This window comes from Pseudoalteromonas sp. R86517 (assembly GCF_042466295.1).
Taxonomy (GTDB): domain Bacteria; phylum Pseudomonadota; class Gammaproteobacteria; order Enterobacterales; family Alteromonadaceae; genus Pseudoalteromonas; species Pseudoalteromonas atlantica.
Map to the genome: position 1 here is coordinate 1836249 of NZ_JAXHCB010000001.1, position 17548 is coordinate 1853796.

Below are 17548 nucleotides of genomic sequence, written 5' to 3' on the forward strand. Positions count from 1 at the left end.
TTACTAAGGCTTAACACCAATTCGCTTAATTAAGTGAGCTATTTTGCCCATTGGTATAAGTTAAGCTATTTTGCTTTCATCCCATACTTTTGCAGGTATGTGTACTTCACCTTTAAATAACATTCTGGCGGTGCGCATTAACCCCGCCGATTTTATATCTAGCGTGTCGTTTTCAAAGCGCCCCTCAAGTAGTAAATCTATTTTACCGCTTGGGTGTTCAACCACTATATTTTGCTGCTCTGAGCTTTGTGGGGTAATTAAGTCGTACGCCACACTGCCTGGCAACATGCAACTAACACTCACGCAAATTGCCCCAGTAACAGAATGGCTGGTATGGCAATTTTGCGGCACAAAGTAGCGAGAAGTTATCGTACCGCCAAATTGCGGCACCGACAGTAAACCGACTTTAGGAATGACTTTTCCGGTTGCATCGCCAAGGCCCATTTTTAGTGACGCCTGCAGGCGAATGCTTTCTATTTTTTGCAGTAACTCTGTATTTGCATCAAGCTCTTGTTTAGTTTCAGAGCCTTTTACACCCAGTGATGGAGCAGGTATGAGTACCATTGGCATGGCAGCATCTACACAACTTACCTCTACGCCATCAAAGGTATCGCGTACAGAGCCTGTAGGCAGTAATTCACCGGTTTTAGTGCCACACACATCAAAAAACTTAAGTAAAATAGGCGCCCCAGAGCCTGGTACGCCATCAATGGTGGCATCGCCTTCGTATTCAACAAATCCGTTAGGCGTTTGTACAACAACTTCAATCAGGGTATTGGTATTTACATTTTTAACCCGTACCGTTGTTTCACCGTCGTTTGCAGTAACCAATCCGTATTCAATTGCCAGAGGTGCTGCACCTGATAAAATATTGCCACACGAAGGGGTTATATCGACTTCATTTTGCTCAATGGCAACTTGCGCAAATAAGTAATCAATGTCTGAATCGGGGTCTGTTGAGCGTGAAATAATGGCCGCTTTACTGGTTAGTGAGTTTCCTCCACCAACGCCGTTTACTTGCAGCGGATCGCCTGAGCCCATTGCTGCAGTTAAAATTTCTTTGCGTTTATCCCATTCTCTCGGTAAATCGTTGGCTAAAAAATAAGTCCCGCGAGACGTTCCGCCGCGCATAATGACACAAGGTATTTTTTTTTGAATAGTCATAATAATCCAGCTTCTAAATCAATTTAAATGAGCAGTAACGGGTTAGTTATTACTTAAAATAACCACGCACTCTTGCACTTGCTCTTGCTTACTTTGCAAAGATTGAGGGGCAAAATTAGTATTACTTGTTGCACTAGCAGCCGTGGCTGTTTGGTGGCTATTTGCACGAAAGTGAATGGCTCTCGGCGTAGGTTTTAACTGAGGTGTAGCGTGTGTTGAGTTCATCGTTTCGCCCTTTCAATGCAATTAAAAACAAGTAACGTCGTTATCAAAACGTTGCCCTTTTTTTAAGAGTAAGGAGCCAAACTGTCACTAACCTGTCACGAAATAAAAATTGATTAAAAAATAACTTTTAAAAATTAAAAAACGCGCAGCATTTTCATGCTGCGCGTTAAAAGCCAATCGAAGGGGCGTTTAAAACTTAATGGTGTAATCTACATATACACGGTGATCTGCTCTGTCTCCTTTTACACCATCAACACTGCCGGTTTCATCTGTGGTGTAATCTAAAAATAACCAACGTAGGCTTAAGCCTTTTACAGCCGCTACTTTGTAGCGTGTATCAATAGCCCAATATTTTTCATCGGCTGTGCCACCTGCTTTACCTAAGCTTGAATTTTCTGCATCGCTGCCGCTGGTGTAATAAAACTTTGTGGTTAAACCCGGTGCCACTGCTTTTAGGTCAACACCTAAGCGAGCCTGCCAAGTTGACTCATTTTGGTTTGTTAAATCGGCACCAATTAATGAGCGCGTGGGAAACGGGTTAGTCCCGTGATCGCCACTAAAGTTATCTTCAATCCAAGCATCGTTCACTTTGGTAAATGCGGCGCCTAGTGTCCAAATATCTTTTTTCCAATTGGCATCTAGGTAATAGGCAAAACCATCGTTTTCACTTTTAGTAACGCCTGAAACCGCACCGAGTGCATCTTCATCATCTAAATCACCACCCTCTGCGCCGGTTACAAATAAATCGCCATCGTCTTGTGAGGTAAATACGCCACTTGAAAGGGTTAACTTACTTTGATCGAGCTTAATAGCGTAGCTGCCTTTAAGCCCAAGCTTTGATAAGTAGTCATGAGAATTTAAATATTCTGCGTCTATTTTTAGCGCATCTTTTTTGTAGCTTGCGCCCACACCCCAAATAACACTAATTGCGCCGTTATCTGACTGGTCGGTAGAAAAATCTTCCCACTTGTCGTCGTGGCGGCGGCTCCATTTATCGTAGGCGTAACCATATACTTTGGTATTGCCAAACTTGTAGTCACCAAATACGCCTCTAAAAGTATTGGGAATTGCGCGACTACCTGAGCTTTTTAACAACATGCTTTTGGTTTTTTGCCCGCCTATTTTTACATGGCCATTGTCGCCAAGTTTAACGTCGATAAAATATTGACCAAATTTAGAAAAACTATCGTCAACGCCGCCTTTTTCATCCCCTGCGGGTAAAATATTGTTTTGTGCGCTGCCGGTTGAGTTGTAATTAAGTACCGTATAAGTAGAGACACCCATGCTAATTAAGTCATTAAAATAGCCCGATTGATAATTGAGCTCTATGCCTTGTGCAAACGTTGAGTCGTCGCTGGCGTCGTTATCGTAATCGCGGTCAAAGTAAATTGACCTTAGCTTAATATTAAATTCGTCTTGCTCTGTAAGCCCATTAAAAGAAGCGTACGAAGGAATAGAAACACAAGTTAATACTGCGCCTGTTACTGCAAATATTTTAGAGAACCGTTGAGCCATAGTTGTCTCCGCTACCTTGTTTAATTAAATTTATAGTTGTGTGTAGTGTGTATCAGTTTATTCATGTTGCAATTTACACGGCAAACCTGTCACAAACCTGTCACAAGATAATTACATTTTAGGCAATTGTATTTTTTGGCTATTAAATTAAAACTATAGCTTATCTTGCTATAAACGAAGGCATTTGCGTATTGTAAACGTTGCAGTAATTGTTTAGTGTCTTGCACAACTTAAAATTATATTTTTTAATTGCGACTTTGCGGGTGTGCTTAATGAGAATTTTAGCAGTTGAAGACGACGAAGTGTTAGGAGAAGCAATTTGCCAACGCTTCACCAAAATGGGCCAAGGTATAGACCTTGTAACCAGTGGTGATGTGGCTAATTCGCTGTTAAAACGCCATGAGTACGACCTTATTTTACTTGATTTAAACTTGCCCAATTTAAACGGTGAGCAAATATTAAAAAAGCTCAGGGCTCGCTCATCAAATACGCCTGTATTAATTTTAACGGCACGCGCTCAAGTAGAGCACCGTATAGAATTACTCGACTTAGGCGCCGACGATTACCTCACTAAACCCTTTGATTTTGGCGAATTAGAAGCCCGTTGCCGCGCCCTACTTAGGCGTAACCAAGGCCTAGGTAAAGACATTATAAGTTATGGCAACCTCGATTTTGACCGAAAATCATGCACGGTCACTATTGCTAAAGAACTTATTGACTTAAAACAACGAGAGTTTAGGTTGCTAGAAATATTTTTAACGCATCAAGGCAAAGTGCTTAATAAAGATGAGTTACTCGATCACTTATATTCGTTTGATGATTCACCTAGCCCCAACGCCATAGAAACCTACGTAGCAAGGCTTCGTAAAAAGCTTGTAAATAGCAGTGTTGATATAAAAACACTGCGTGGTTTAGGCTATCTTTTAGCAGAGCCGAATGAGTAGCAAAACCCTCCCCTCAATTCGCCGACAGCTGCTTACAATAACCATTGCTTTAATGGTTATAATTACACTTATAACCTATTTTATGGCTAATAATTACAGTAAAAACGCCGCCCAAATTTCATACGATAGGCTACTTGCCAGTGCTGCTTTACAAATTTTTGAAAATACCCACATTGATTACCACGAAATTATTGTTGATTTACCCAGCGCTACATTCGAAACTCTCTCGATGGCCTCAAATGACAGATTGGTGTATCAAATAACACAAAATCAAGGGGAGCACTTAACCGGCTACAATGGCTTATATCAACACATTTTGCAAAAAGCCGACACTCAGTGGCAACGTGCAGAATATGACCCGCGAGATAACCTGCTGATACAATTTTGGGAAGGTGATTACAAAGGCGAAAACTACCGCTTTATTCTACTCTCAGATAAGCTTTATGAAGTGGGCGAATCGTTTGATGTAAATATTTTAATAGGCCAAACCACCCAAGCTCGCGATCAGCTCGCCTATGAAATGAATTTAAATGTAATACAAATGGTTATTTTAACGTTTGTAATAGCTATTGTGCTTATATTACTGGGAGTAAATCAAATTTTGCGCCCTATTTACAGCATAAATAAAAAAATACGTCGGCGCTCCCCCACTGATCTACGCCCTATTGATATGTCGGTTCCTAAAGAAATGGCCGATTTAATTTCAACCATTAACCATTTTATATCGCAATTAGAAGTCTCGCTTAATCATTTAAAGCGCTTTACCGGCGAAGTCGCCCATCAAATAAGAACGCCCCTAGCAGGCCTTAAAAGCCAGGCGCAAAATGCCATTGAAGAAAGCGATGAAAAAATAAGAACAGAGCAGTTAAATCGTGTTTTATATTCAACAGATTTACTCGACAGCACCGTTACGCAACTGTTAAACCAAGCCACTCTTGCGCACCGCTTTCATAGCCAGCCTTTAATAACGCTTTCGTTGCCGGAGCTGGTAAAGTCTGTGTGTAGAGATGTAGCGGTATCGGCGATTCAACGCGGCGTGATCATCACATATCAAGGTGATGATAATTTAATGATCAATGGTGATTCGTTTGCACTTAGCCAAATGCTACGCAACATTTTAGAAAACGCGATTAAATTTAGCCCGCAAAACAAAGAAGTTAATGTGTCTACCGAGCTTCACAGTACAGACAGTGGTTACATAGCCCGATTATGCGTGGCTGATCAAGGCGTAGGTGTACCCGATGCGCAAAAACAACATGTGTTTGAGCGGTTTTACAAAAGTAAAGGCGACCCACGTGCCGGCAGTGGTCTAGGCTTAAGCATTGCAAAGGAGGTAGCAGAGCATCATAACGCTGCTATTAAGCTGCTTGATAACACCCCGTCGGGGCTTATTTTTGAAATAAACTTTCCGTTAATGCTGACCGAGGACGAACATTGAAACTTTTATCGCTGATTTATATTGCCGTTGTTTTTACGTGCTTTGTAGGCTCGCCATTCGTTGCAGCAAAAACCCCTTTAGTATTTCCGGCACAAAGCGAAAATAAATCCGTGCTTAAAATATATGGCGGCGCTGACAAAATGGAAATTGCCCCTTTTTTATCGGCCTTTCAAAAAAAATACCCTTTTGTACAAATTGATTACTACGAGCTGAGTACTTTCGAAGTGTATAGCGAATTTTTAGCCGACGTTAAAAACCCGCCCGACGTGTTATTAAGTTCAGCAATGAACTTGCAGGTAAAGTTAGTTAACGATGGTTACGCACAGCCTTACAGCTCTGAGCAAACAAATAAGCTTCCTGCATGGGCTAAATGGCGAAATGAAGTATTTGGCTTTACCTATGAAACAGCAGTAATTGCATTTAATAAAGAATTTTTAGGCGAAGAGGTCGCACCAAGTAGCCGCAACGAATTATTAGAGCTAATTCGTAGGCGCAGTGAGCAAATTAAAGGCCGCATTGGCATTTATGATATTACTCAAGTGGGCATAGGCTATTTGCTATGGGCTCATGACCGCGAGCAAAGCTCAAGCTATGGCCGAATGCTTGAATCGTTTGGCTATCACAGCACACGTGTATTTAGACGCAGCGCCGACATACTCAAGGCACTTTCAACGGGTGAACTCACTGTTGGCTATAACATATTAAGCTCTTATGCGCGCACATGGGCGGCGCAGCACCCTAATATTATTGTGGTGCAACCTAAAGACTACACCTCGGTTATTATGCGCAGCGCCATTATTCCTAAACATGCTAAAAATGTAATTGGCGCACAGCTATTTATTGATTACTTAGTGTCTGTACAAGGGCAAACAGACATGGCCAACTTTACTAATTTTGAGCCAATAAATAACGAAGTAAGAATTAAGCAAAAACATTTACTTGATATATCAGAGGGTCAGCTGCGCCCCGTCCCCCTTGGCATAGAAATATTAGTGATAGACGATCAGATGAAGCGCCAAATAATCATTCAAGAATGGGAAAACGCGTTATTTGAGTACCAATAAATTCGGGACTTGTACCATGTCATGTATTTAATGGAGCGACTTTAAGGGCCGATTGAGATTACCCACTAAATACATGCCTATTAGCGTATAACTAAGGTTTGGGCAGCAGGCATTAAAAACCCAGTTATTGATATTCAATAACTGGGGTCAAGAATGATGGTGGAGGAAGAGGGATTCGAACCCTCGTTAGGGATTAACCTAAACACACTTTCCAGGCGTGCGCCTTCAGCCACTCAGCCATTCCTCCACGGTGTTGCTTAGCAACAGCGCGTTATAGTATGAAATAGGTTACACAGGTGCAAGGTCTTTTTAAATTTGTGCTGTTAAGTGTCTAATAATCAATCAGCAATTTACTTTAGGCATAAAAAAACGGCTAAACCTTAAGGTTTAACCGTTTTTATGCATTAGGCTAATTACTTAGCCATGCTAGCTGTAAAGTCTAACATGCGATTAAGTGACTTGAGCGCGCCTTCGCGTAAGTCCATATCTACAAACACTTCTTTACCGCGAGGGTCTATCAGAGCTTCTTCAATCGCTTTTAAGCCGTTCATTGCCATCCACGGGCAATGTGCACAACTTTTACATGACGCGCCTTCACCCGCTGTTGGGGCTGCAAAAAACTCTTTTTCTGGGCATAGCTGCTGCATTTTGTAAAAAATACCGCGGTCTGTCGCTACAATAAACTTATCGTTATCCATTGTTTGCGCAGCCTTTATTAGTTGACTGGTTGAGCCAACCGCATCTGCTAGTGCCACTATTTCTGCAGGTGACTCTGGGTGCACCAATACACCTGCGTCTGGGTGCAGGGCTTTCATATCTTTAAGCGCTTTTGTTTTAAATTCATCGTGTACGATACATGCGCCGTTCCACATGATCATATCGGCGCCAGTATTTTTTTGAATGTAGCTACCAAGGTGTTTATCTGGGCCCCAAATAATTTTTTCACCTTGCTCATCTAGGTGCTCTACAATTTCAAGCGCGCACGATGAGGTTACAATCCAATCTGCACGGGCTTTAACCGCTGTAGAGGTATTTGCATACACTACAACTTTACGATCAGGGTGCTGATCGCAAAACGCTGAAAACTCATCAATAGGGCAACCAATATCTAACGAACACGTTGCTTCTAGCGTTGGCATAACAACCGTTTTGTTTGGCGTTAAAATTTTAGCGGTTTCACCCATAAAACGTACGCCTGCAACGATGATCATGTCTGCATCGTGGCGAGCACCAAAACGTGCCATTTCTAATGAGTCGGCAACACAGCCCCCTGTTTCTTCGGCAAGTGCCTGAATTTCAGGATCTGTGTAGTAATGGGCTACCAGCACTGCATTTTTATCTTGCAGTAGTTGTTTAATACGTGCTTTATATTCGCCTTGCTCGTCTTTAGTTAACGGCGCTGGCTTAGGAGGAAAGATATAACCTTCAGGCATAATAGTTTGAGCTAGACTCATGTTCTCGACCACTTCATCTACAGTGCATTAATTACGGCAAATTATACGAGAATACACGGGCAAATAACAGCTATCTGGGCATGCTGTTTATAAATAAAAATAAGAAACTGATTTAAATAAAATAAGGGGAGAGTTGAGATTTTTTAGAAGTGGTGGGTCATGATGGACTTGAACCATCGACCAATGGATTAAAAGTCCACTGCTCTACCAACTGAGCTAATGACCCGCTCTAAATTCTGTGTAGAATTAACATGCTGCGTAAATCCGCCGATTAAACCAATCTTTACTTAAATAAAGAATGGTGGGTCATGATGGACTTGAACCATCGACCAATGGATTAAAAGTCCACTGCTCTACCAACTGAGCTAATGACCCGCTCTAAATTCATTGTAGAATTAACATGCTGCGTAAATCCGCCGATTGAACCAATCTTTACCTTAATAAAGAATGGTGGGTCATGATGGACTTGAACCATCGACCAATGGATTAAAAGTCCACTGCTCTACCAACTGAGCTAATGACCCGCTCTGTGTGCTACTGTTTAAGATAGCTGCGTAAATCCGCCGATTAAACCAATCTTTACCTTAATAAAGAATGGTGGGTCATGATGGACTTGAACCATCGACCAATGGATTAAAAGTCCACTGCTCTACCAACTGAGCTAATGACCCGCTCTGTGTGCTTACTATTAAGTGAGCTGCGTAAATCCGCCGATTGAACCAAACTTTACTTAAATAAAGAATGGTGGGTCATGATGGACTTGAACCATCGACCAATGGATTAAAAGTCCACTGCTCTACCAACTGAGCTAATGACCCGCTCTGTGTGCTACTGTTTAAGATAGCTGCGTAAATCCGCCGATTAAACCAATCTTTACCTTAATAAAGAATGGTGGGTCATGATGGACTTGAACCATCGACCAATGGATTAAAAGTCCACTGCTCTACCAACTGAGCTAATGACCCGCTCTGTGTGCTTACTATTTAAGTGAGCTGCGTAAATCCGCCGATTGAACCAATCTTTACTTAAATAAAGAATGGTGGGTCATGATGGACTTGAACCATCGACCAATGGATTAAAAGTCCACTGCTCTACCAACTGAGCTAATGACCCGCTCTGTGTGCTTACTATTTAAGTGAGCTGCGTAAATCCGCCGATTGAACCAATCTTTACCTTAATAAAGAATGGTGGGTCATGATGGACTTGAACCATCGACCAATGGATTAAAAGTCCACTGCTCTACCAACTGAGCTAATGACCCGCTCTTTTTGCCGCATTTTGAGTGGGGTAACCATTCGTTTGCTGCGGGCGCTTATAATACTTATTTATAAAATGAGTGCAACCGAAAATGTCTCTTTTTTTCAGTTTTTATGCCTAGGTGAGCAAAATTAAAGCGTTTGTGCTCAAACTACATGCAAATACAAGATTCGCCGAGTATTTCTATGTAGTTTGAGCTTTAAATACACCGCTTAAATGCGTGCTAATTAGCTAGACGCTCGGTTGCAAGTTTTGCAGCAGTTGTACTTGGATATTGGTTAATTAGATCACCCAATATTTTTTGTGCCTCTTGATTTAGGCCTTGCTCTTGTAAAAGCGTGCCTAACTTTAACATGGCATCTGGTCGTTTATTTGAGTTTGGAAACTCATTAACCACAACTTTAAAGTGCTCACTTGCTTTTACACCATCATTTTTAATAGTCAGCAACTGCCCAAGCCAATAATGTGCATTAGAGGCATACACAGAATTAGGATAGGTTGTTAAAAATGTTTGAAACTCAGGAATAGCTTGGTCGTAGCGTTTATCTTTCATTATTAGCGCTACTGCACGCTCATACGCTTCGTTTTCAGATAAGTCACTGCTATAGGTTTGTGCGTCGCTCGATTGCGTGTAATCGGTTGCAGGCGCAGCAGTGGGTTGTGTATACGCTTGGCTTACGCGGTTTTCTATTTCTTGATAAAGCTCACGCTGGCGCTGAAGTACTTTTTCAAGTTTATAACTTTGCTCTTCAGTAACACCGCGAATTTGGCTTACTTCATCTTGAAGTAGATTAAGTTGTTGCTGTAATTCAACTTGTAATAAGTTTCGCGACTGCATCATGTTTTCTAGTGACGCTAAACGCTTCTCTATGCTCGACTGTGAACTTGCAGCTTCTGAAACAGGAGCGGGAGCAGCCAAAACTTGGGTGCTCCCGCTCAATATCATGGCTGCCAAAATAATTTTCGGCTTCATAATATCTCTTATCTTAGTAAACTAGTACCGCACGGCGGTTTTTAGCGAAAGCTGACTCAGTGCGAGATTTAACCATTGGCTTCTCTTCACCGTAGCTAACTACTGACATTTGGCTAGCAGAAACACCTAAGCTTTGTAGGTATTTTTCTACAGCTTGGCCACGGTGCTCACCTAGTGCAATGTTGTACTCAGGCGTACCGCGCTCATCAGCGTGACCTTCAATTAATACTTTTACTGAAGGGTTCTGAACTAAAAACTCAGCATGTGCGCGAAGTAATTCTGCGTACTTGTTCTCAACAGTTGCTTTGTCGAAGTCAAAGTAAATAATTTGTTCTTGACGAAGCGCTTCATACTTTTGACGAAGTTGCTCTTCTGCTTGTTGTTCAGGTGAAATTGTTGCTACTTCAACTGTATCCGTGTTTGTTGATTGCTCAACTGCACTTTGATTTGATTGGTTAGCTGCGCCTTCATCAATATCTGAAGATGAGCTACAAGCGGCTAATGTCATTACTGGCACAGCGATTAGCAGGCCTTTAAGTACTTTGTTAAGTTGCATTGAGTAGATTCCTATTTTTGAGTAAACCAGCAAATATTACTGTAAATATGGCGACCAAGCTGGTGCCTTTACTTGTCCGTCTAGCACGGGTAAACGTGCTTTAAAGCGACCGTCCATCGATACCAGCGCGAGTACCTGTTTATTATTATGAAGCGTGCTATAAATGATCATCGAACCGTTTGGCGCTATGCTCGGTGATTCATCAAGGCGAGTTCGCGTTAATACTTGAAACGCGCCTGTAGCCAGCTCTTTCTTAGCAAGATGGTACTGCCCGTTGGTACGGTTAACCATCACTAATTCTTTACTGTCTGGCGTTATAGAACCCGCTAGGTTCATATCGCCGTCGAAGGTCAATCGTTGTGACCTACCAGTTCTTAAATTTAACTTATAAATCTGGGCATTACCACCCCTTTCAGATGTAAACACAATATCCTGGCCATTTGGATACCAAGATGGTTCAGTATCTATACTACGGTGGCGTGTAAGGCGTGTTTCTTTACGGGTTGCTAAATCTAAAACGTAAACTTCGGTTGCACCTGTTTTATCTTTAGAAAGCACCAATAACATTTTTTTGCCATCTGGTGAAAACTGCGGTGCACCGTTAATACCGCGGTAACTAGTGATCAGCTCACGCTTACCTGAGTATAGGTCTTGAATGTAAATTTGGCTTTGGCGGTTTTCAAACGTAACATACGCAAGCTTAGTACCATCTGGTGACCAAGCTGGCGACATTAACGGCTCTTTTGAGCGCAATAATACTTGCTCGTTAAAGCCATCGTAATCGGCAACCACTAATTGGTATGGCTTAGCTTGGTCTTCACGTACAATTACATAAGCAATTTTAGTTAAAAACGCGCCTTTTTCACCGGTTAGCTTTTCATATACTACATCGCTTATGCGGTGTGAATATCGGCGAAAGCCACTTTCACCAATTACGCTTTCGCGCGCTTCTAAAATATGGTCTTGGCTTTTTACTAGTTTACCGCTGCTCATCATTTGAGTTTGGCCACCGGTAATTTGCCCACGAATAACATCAACTAATTCGTAGCGTACTAAGTAACGCCCATCAGTTTGTTGCTCTACCTCGCCTACTACAACCGCTTCTACACCTTGGTTTACCCATGCTGCGTAGTCAATGTCGCCGTCTTTATTAGGAAGTTGTGGCATTTGTGATACATCTACCGGTTTAAACTTACCACTGCGCATTAAATCGGCAGCAATTACATCGCTCAATTTTTGTGGAATTGGGCCAACACCGTTGTATTTAAAAGGCACAATGGCAATAGGACGTGCGCCGTCTACACCTTCAGTTATTACAATTTCAAGTGCCGCATTTGCTACACCCTGAAACCCTAATAATATAACTACAAAGGCTATTTTAATTTTGCTGAACATATCATTCCTTTAAAATTCTGGCTTGATTGTTAAATTAATATTCTTAAGTTGCTCGAATACGTCTTTGTCTTTAGATACAGGTAATGTATCGGCCATGCGCACAGCTCTCAGTGCAGCTTCACACACTAGCTTATCACCCCCTAACGATTTAACTTGCGTTACTAAACCATTAAACCCAAGACGAATATTTACTCGACACTGTTGGTTTTTCATTTTTTCATCAATCAGTAAGTTTTGCTGAATGCGCGCCATAATTAAAGCACGATACTTATCAACTTCGCTCACTACTTGCTGTTGGCGTATTTTACTACGTGCAGCCTGCTCTTTAGCAAGTTGTTCTTGTAACATTTGCTCTTGCAGCGCTTGCTGACGTTTACGCTCGGCTTCTTTTGCACGTTCTTTAGCTTCTGCTTCACGCTTTTTACGCTCTGCTTCGGCTTTTTTCAGTGCCTCTTCTTCTGCTTTGCGTTTATCTGCAGCAGCTTTAGCAGCGTTTTCAGCTTCTTGCTTTTGCTTTTCAGCTTGTTTTGCTTTAGCACGCTCTTTTTGTTCAATTTCGCGCGCTTTTTTAGCTTCAGCCTCAGCTTGTGCTTTTTCTTTCTCTTTTGCTTTGCGCTGTTGCTCTAGCTTTTTAATATTACGCGCTTCAGCTTCACGTTGTTTACGTGCATTGGCGGCTCTGCGTTCTAAGTCGCGAATGCGTTTATCTTCAGCGCGTTTTTTAGCATCTTCTTTTTTTTGTAGCTCAGCAATTTTTTGCTCAACTTGTTTTTGATCAACCGTGACCGCCGAAACCGCATTATCAGGCTCAGGAATAGCCGAATTAAGAGTCACTTCCATTACTTTAGGTGCCGGTGGATGTATATTTGCAGTTGCCCACAAAAAGCCCCCTAAACCTAAATGTAAAAGTACTGACTTGATTATAGAACTATTCATGTTACTACTGTGTCCCCTCAAAGGATTCTGTCATTAAACCCACAGATGGTACGCCAGCATTCTTTAAAAAGTCCATTAATAACAACACTTCTTGGTAAGAAACCTTACCAGAGCCTTTAATCATTACTGGTACATCAGGGTTTTTCATTAGCTGTAGCTTAATAACCGCGGCCACATCAAGTGCTTCCATTGGCTCTTCTGGATCAGTGCCTATGCTTACATAGTACTTACCTGCCGAGTCAATCGAGGCAATAATGGGTGGCGTGTCTTTAGTATCAACTAAATCCGACTCTTCCATTTTTGGTAAATCAACTTTCACACCGTGAGTAATAAGCGGTGCTGTTGCCATAAATATAATTAGCAATACCAACATTACATCAATGTAAGGTACTACATTAATTTCTGCGACCGGACGGCGCTTCTTACGCTGATACATTCGCTTTAGCCTCTATTTGGGTAGCTGCTTGACGGTGTAAAATATTGGCAAATTCTTCCATAAAGTTGATGTAGTGTGATTCTAGTTTTTCAACTTTATTAGCAAAGCGGTTATACGCAATAACAGCCGGAATAGCCGCAAATAAGCCCATTGCCGTTGCAATAAGTGCCTCAGCAATACCTGGCGCTACCATTTGTAATGTTGCTTGCTTCACTTCACCAAGTGCAATAAAGGCATTCATAATACCCCACACCGTACCGAATAAGCCGATATATGGGCTAATCGAACCCACTGTTGCTAAAAACGATAAGCTCGATTCTAGTTTTTCAATTTCACGCGACAGCGCCACACGCATAGAGCGATGCGTACCTTCCATTACAATGCCAGCACTTTGAAAGGTGCTCTTTTTATGGCGTGCAAATTCTTTAAAGCCAGATGTAAATAACGCTTCAATACCATGAGATTGACCGCTACGTGATGAGATTTCGTTGTATAGTTTGCTTAAGTCGATACCTGACCAAAATTTTTGTTCGAATTTTTTTGCATCAGACAAGGCGTCGCTAATTGCTTTTTTGCGCTGAAAAATAATTGCCCATGACATAACAGACATTGCTACTAGCGCTAGCATTACTAACTGCACAAGCAAACTGGCTTCTAGAATTAGATCTAAAAAATTAAGCCCTGATCCCACGTTAAACTCCTAAATAATTTCAAAAAACGTCAATTTGGTTATTTTGTGTAAATAAGACCATTGTAACGGCCATAAGTTGCATCTAGTGTATCGAGTCAAGGGTTTACTGACAACGATATTGCTATGAATTGGCAACAAAAAACGTTAAACATACGCTTAATCGCTTGTTTGTTTCTAAAACGCGACTACCGCGTTTAGTAAAACACAACTTAATACTACAAAAGTGCGTAAATATACGCAGTAAACTTAATAAAACGCACCGTTTATTCATAAAAAGTGCATAAGCACGCAAAAGTAATTCACGCCACATTGCATGTACTAATATAACTAATACTGTAACAATACAGCTCAGACCAGTTATTTATTAATTTTCAATCACTTATAAAGTTAACGAATAATTAACGTACAAGATTCGAACAACAAAAAAATTCATAAGATTAGTTTTTCTTATCTGAAATTTTAAATTTTCTAGTTTGAACAAAAAATACTTATTCCGTATTATTCTCCCATACCGAGCTTACGCACTGAATGAAACATTTTTCATTAAGCCAAGTTCTTAGTAATAGGATTTTTAATCGTATTACATTGTTTTACTCTTTTTGGATAAAACCTGATTAAGTAAAACGTAGTTCCCTGGATTACTTCCTTCAACTTGTTGTTTGCCCGCATTATATGCGGGCTTTTTTTTGCCTAAATTTTACCGCTAACTTGGCATACAACCGGTATAAATTACACAATCTGTTTAATTACCAACGGTGTATTTACTATCTTTTTTTACCAATTCGTATCATTAAATTATCTACTTTCAGTAAAAAGCATGTTTATAACAAGGTAAAATTTTTTAACACAATTAGCGCCACGTCTAATCTCTTATGCTGCTACTGTTTTAAAGCTAACTGGTTTTAATGGTACGCAGCATAGCCACGCCAGTCTTAACGTTAAGTGAATTACAAAACGATTTTAATTTATTGGTTACATTTGCAACAAAGTGGATGAAAGCTGAGTAAGTTTTAAAAAACTATACTAATTTTCTTAATTAAGTGAGCTATGTTGAGGCTTGAAAAACGTGTTGATAGCTAGGCAAAAACTTCGCTATTTCGTTGTTCTTGGCAATTGCTCCTGCACTGCTATACCTTCTGCATACAGTCGTAAATGAGAATTTTTAACGCAGGTAGCGACACGTTTGCCTCGCAAAATGATTAAGTGTTATTGCAAATTGGTATTACATTTAGCAGAGGAAGTAGCCCGCTACATTTACTGTAACAGGCTAAAGAGGGGTTAATCTTGTTTCGGGAGTAAACCAAAGTGATGATACGCATTGTCTGACACAATTCGCCCGCGCGGTGTGCGCTGTATAAAACCTTGTTGAATTAAAAACGGCTCAATCACATCCTCAATGGTTTCTTTTTCTTCGCCTATGGCGGCGGCTAAATTATCTAGCCCTACAGGCCCACCCATAAATTTTTCGATAATGGCAAGTAAGTATTTACGGTCCATGTAATCAAACCCGCTTTTATCTACGTCAATCATATCAAGGGCAAGCTCAGCAACGGAGGCATTTACTGTACCATCTGATTTTACTTGCGTGTAATCGCGCACACGACGTAATAAACGGTTTGCTATACGCGGTGTGCCTCGTGAGCGTTTTGCAATTTCGGTAGCGCCATCGTCGCACATTTGTAAATCTAGGTAATGTGCAGAGCGCCCCACTATATGTGATAAGTCAGCTACTGAGTAAAACTCTAAGCGCTGCACTATACCAAAACGGTCTCTTAGTGGTGAGGTAAGTGAGCCTGCGCGTGTCGTCGCGCCAATAAGCGTAAACGGCGGTAAGTCTAATTTAATAGAGCGTGCAGCGGGGCCTTCACCAATCATAATATCGAGTTGGTAATCTTCCATTGCGGGGTAAAGTATTTCTTCAACTTGTGGGCTGAGTCTGTGTATTTCATCAATAAACAGCACGTCGCCTTCTTCAAGATTGGTAAGCAATGCAGCAAGGTCGCCGGCTTTTTCAAGTACTGGGCCTGAAGTGGTCTTAATACTTACATTAAGCTCATTGGCAACAATATTAGCAAGCGTGGTTTTACCTAAGCCCGGCGGGCCAAATATTAATAGATGATCGAGCGCTTCACCGCGGCTGCGTGCTGCCTCTATAAATATTTCCATTTGCTGCTTAACATGCGGCTGACCTTTGTAGTCGGCTAAAAGCTTGGGCCTTATTGCGCGGTCTATGGTGTCTTCGTTGGTTTTTTCGCTCGCGTCAATTAAACGATCAGCTTCAATCATGGGTTACTCACAACATTGATTTTAAAGATTCTTTAATAAGAACCTCAGTAGACATATCGGGTTTACTTACCGATTTTACTGCTTTTTGCGCCTGTGGCAATTTATAACCAAGCGCGACAAGTGCCGATACGGCATCGTCTGCAGCATTATTGGCAATTGTTGCATCGCTAGGAGGCTCTATAACGGCATTATCGCTAAATGGCGTAAATAAATCGTTACCCCAATCTTTTAAGCGGTCTTTCATTTCTAGCACTAAACGCTCAGCGGTTTTTTTACCCACACCCGGTAATTTAACCAATGTTGTGGCATCTTCGTTGTTTACGCAACTAACAAATTGCTGCGCCGACATGCCCGACAAAATAGCTAAGCCTAGTTTGGGGCCCACACCATTTGCTTTTAATAGTTCTCTAAAAAGCGCACGCTCGGTTTTATTATTAAAGCCAAATAATAGTTGTGCGTCTTCGCGTACTACAAAGTGCGTGTACACTATGGCGTTTTCGCCAATATTGGGTAAGTCGTAAAAACAGGTCATGGGCATTTGTACTTCGTAGCCTACGCCGCTTACTTCTAATAAAATTTCGGGCGGCTGCTTTTCAACTAAAATGCCATTTAAACGGCCAATCATATTTATTTCCTTAAACGTCCTCTAACGGTTTTGCTTGCGCTACCCGCTAGTTTTATTAAATTTTGTTCTGAGTGCGCATGGCAAATTGCAATGGCAAGCGCATCAGCCGCATCGGCTTGCGGTGTGCCAGGTAATTTTAAAATATTTTTTACCATGTGTTGCACTTGCGACTTATCGGCGCCGCCATTGCCTACCACGGCTTGTTTAATTTGCCGTGCTGAGTATTCAAATACGGGTAAGTCGGCCATAGAGGCTCCCACTATGGCGGCTCCTCGGGCTTGGCCAAGTTTTAGCGCGGCATCCGGGTTATGCGCCATAAATACTTTTTCTATGGCAAAGGTTTCGGGGGAGAACTGCTCTATTATTTGCGTGATCCCTTGGTAGATCATTTTTAATCGTATGGGGAACTCATGCTCGGCTAATTTAATGCACCCGCTTCCTAAATAGGTAAATTTAGCGCCTTGATGCGCAACCACACCATAACCGGTTAAACGCGAACCTGGGTCTATCCCTAAAATAATGGCCAAACAGCACACTCATTATTGTTATTTTTCAATAACGGTAATAATGCCAGAGCACTGTATAAATT

16 protein-coding genes and 9 tRNA genes are annotated in these 17548 nt (G+C 41.4%); 3 read left to right on the forward strand and 22 right to left on the reverse strand.

The genetic code is table 11. The features are described 5' to 3' along the window. Positions 1 to 60 precede the first annotated feature (60 nt). From SJY38_RS08175 to SJY38_RS08185, 3 genes are all read right to left on the reverse strand, one after another. Complete coding sequence (locus SJY38_RS08175; RefSeq protein ID WP_377109594.1) at positions 61 to 1164, reverse strand: 4-oxalomesaconate tautomerase; 1104 nt, start codon at positions 1162 to 1164, stop codon at positions 61 to 63. A 42-nt stretch (positions 1165 to 1206) separates the two neighbouring features. After that, a complete protein-coding gene (locus SJY38_RS08180; RefSeq protein ID WP_024032566.1) occupies positions 1207 to 1389 on the reverse strand; it encodes a hypothetical protein in 183 nt (60 codons plus the stop codon). A 189-nt stretch (positions 1390 to 1578) separates the two neighbouring features. Beyond that, positions 1579 to 2904 carry an OprD family outer membrane porin gene (locus SJY38_RS08185; protein WP_377109596.1) on the reverse strand — a complete coding sequence of 442 codons (1326 nt, stop codon included), beginning with the start codon at positions 2902 to 2904 and terminating at the stop codon, positions 1579 to 1581. Between the two features lie 272 nt (positions 2905 to 3176). Here SJY38_RS08185 and SJY38_RS08190 point away from each other — a divergent pair, with 272 nt between their 5' ends. From SJY38_RS08190 to SJY38_RS08200, 3 genes are read left to right on the forward strand one after another with little or no spacing between them, the layout of a single operon-like run. Next, entirely contained in the window at positions 3177 to 3848 is a 672-nt protein-coding gene (locus tag SJY38_RS08190) for a response regulator transcription factor (RefSeq protein ID WP_029774040.1), read from the forward strand. After that, positions 3841 to 5286: a sensor histidine kinase gene (locus SJY38_RS08195; protein WP_096739796.1), complete on the forward strand. Its 1446-nt coding sequence runs from the start codon at positions 3841 to 3843 to the stop codon at positions 5284 to 5286. Before SJY38_RS08190 ends, SJY38_RS08195 begins: the two co-directional genes overlap by 8 nt. Beyond that, positions 5283 to 6350: an ABC transporter substrate-binding protein gene (locus tag SJY38_RS08200; RefSeq protein ID WP_029774042.1), complete on the forward strand. Its 1068-nt coding sequence runs from the start codon at positions 5283 to 5285 to the stop codon at positions 6348 to 6350. Before SJY38_RS08195 ends, SJY38_RS08200 begins: the two co-directional genes overlap by 4 nt. 157 nt (positions 6351 to 6507) lie before the next feature. Here the strand turns inward: SJY38_RS08200 and SJY38_RS08205 are convergent. The 19 genes from SJY38_RS08205 to ruvC form a co-directional block, all read right to left on the reverse strand. Continuing rightward, a tRNA-Ser gene (locus SJY38_RS08205) sits at positions 6508 to 6597 on the reverse strand. Positions 6598 to 6763: 166 nt separating this feature from the next. Next, a complete protein-coding gene (gene nadA, locus SJY38_RS08210) occupies positions 6764 to 7804 on the reverse strand; it encodes a quinolinate synthase NadA (RefSeq protein WP_004589501.1) in 1041 nt (346 codons plus the stop codon). Positions 7805 to 7954: 150 nt separating this feature from the next. Continuing rightward, positions 7955 to 8030: transfer RNA gene (locus tag SJY38_RS08215), tRNA-Lys, on the reverse strand. A gap of 73 nt (positions 8031 to 8103) precedes the next feature. Beyond that, positions 8104 to 8179 (reverse strand) — tRNA-Lys (locus tag SJY38_RS08220). 73 nt (positions 8180 to 8252) lie between these two features. Continuing rightward, positions 8253 to 8328 (reverse strand) — tRNA-Lys (locus SJY38_RS08225). Between the two features lie 71 nt (positions 8329 to 8399). After that, a tRNA-Lys gene (locus tag SJY38_RS08230) sits at positions 8400 to 8475 on the reverse strand. A 71-nt stretch (positions 8476 to 8546) separates the two neighbouring features. Next, a tRNA-Lys gene (locus SJY38_RS08235) sits at positions 8547 to 8622 on the reverse strand. 71 nt (positions 8623 to 8693) lie between these two features. Next, a tRNA-Lys gene (locus tag SJY38_RS08240) sits at positions 8694 to 8769 on the reverse strand. Positions 8770 to 8841: 72 nt separating this feature from the next. Then, positions 8842 to 8917, reverse strand: a tRNA-Lys gene (locus SJY38_RS08245). A gap of 72 nt (positions 8918 to 8989) precedes the next feature. Continuing rightward, a tRNA-Lys gene (locus SJY38_RS08250) sits at positions 8990 to 9065 on the reverse strand. 219 nt (positions 9066 to 9284) lie between these two features. Beyond that, complete coding sequence (gene ybgF, locus SJY38_RS08255) at positions 9285 to 10034, reverse strand: tol-pal system protein YbgF (protein WP_377109597.1); 750 nt, start codon at positions 10032 to 10034, stop codon at positions 9285 to 9287. A gap of 13 nt (positions 10035 to 10047) precedes the next feature. Next, the gene (gene pal / locus SJY38_RS08260) at positions 10048 to 10590 is read right to left on the reverse strand and encodes a peptidoglycan-associated lipoprotein Pal (protein WP_004587277.1); all 543 of its coding nucleotides are present in this window, start codon (positions 10588 to 10590) and stop codon (positions 10048 to 10050) included. A gap of 36 nt (positions 10591 to 10626) precedes the next feature. Further along, a complete protein-coding gene (gene tolB, locus SJY38_RS08265; RefSeq protein WP_377109598.1) occupies positions 10627 to 11985 on the reverse strand; it encodes a Tol-Pal system beta propeller repeat protein TolB in 1359 nt (452 codons plus the stop codon). A 9-nt stretch (positions 11986 to 11994) separates the two neighbouring features. Beyond that, a complete protein-coding gene (gene tolA, locus SJY38_RS08270; RefSeq protein ID WP_024032176.1) occupies positions 11995 to 12921 on the reverse strand; it encodes a cell envelope integrity protein TolA in 927 nt (308 codons plus the stop codon). A gap of 4 nt (positions 12922 to 12925) precedes the next feature. Continuing rightward, on the reverse strand, positions 12926 to 13357 hold the full coding sequence (gene tolR / locus SJY38_RS08275) for a protein TolR (protein WP_004587274.1): 432 nt from the start codon (positions 13355 to 13357) through the stop codon (positions 12926 to 12928). Further along, positions 13344 to 14048, reverse strand: coding sequence for a protein TolQ (gene tolQ, locus SJY38_RS08280; RefSeq protein ID WP_377109599.1), 705 nt, complete (start codon positions 14046 to 14048; stop codon positions 13344 to 13346). Before tolQ ends, tolR begins: the two co-directional genes overlap by 14 nt. 1278 nt (positions 14049 to 15326) lie before the next feature. Further along, a complete protein-coding gene (ruvB, locus tag SJY38_RS08285; protein WP_004587272.1) occupies positions 15327 to 16334 on the reverse strand; it encodes a Holliday junction branch migration DNA helicase RuvB in 1008 nt (335 codons plus the stop codon). Between the two features lie 7 nt (positions 16335 to 16341). Further along, positions 16342 to 16959: a Holliday junction branch migration protein RuvA gene (gene ruvA, locus SJY38_RS08290; protein ID WP_089347320.1), complete on the reverse strand. Its 618-nt coding sequence runs from the start codon at positions 16957 to 16959 to the stop codon at positions 16342 to 16344. 2 nt (positions 16960 to 16961) lie between these two features. Then, the gene (gene ruvC, locus SJY38_RS08295; protein ID WP_004587270.1) at positions 16962 to 17486 is read right to left on the reverse strand and encodes a crossover junction endodeoxyribonuclease RuvC; all 525 of its coding nucleotides are present in this window, start codon (positions 17484 to 17486) and stop codon (positions 16962 to 16964) included. Positions 17487 to 17548: the final 62 nt, after the last annotated feature.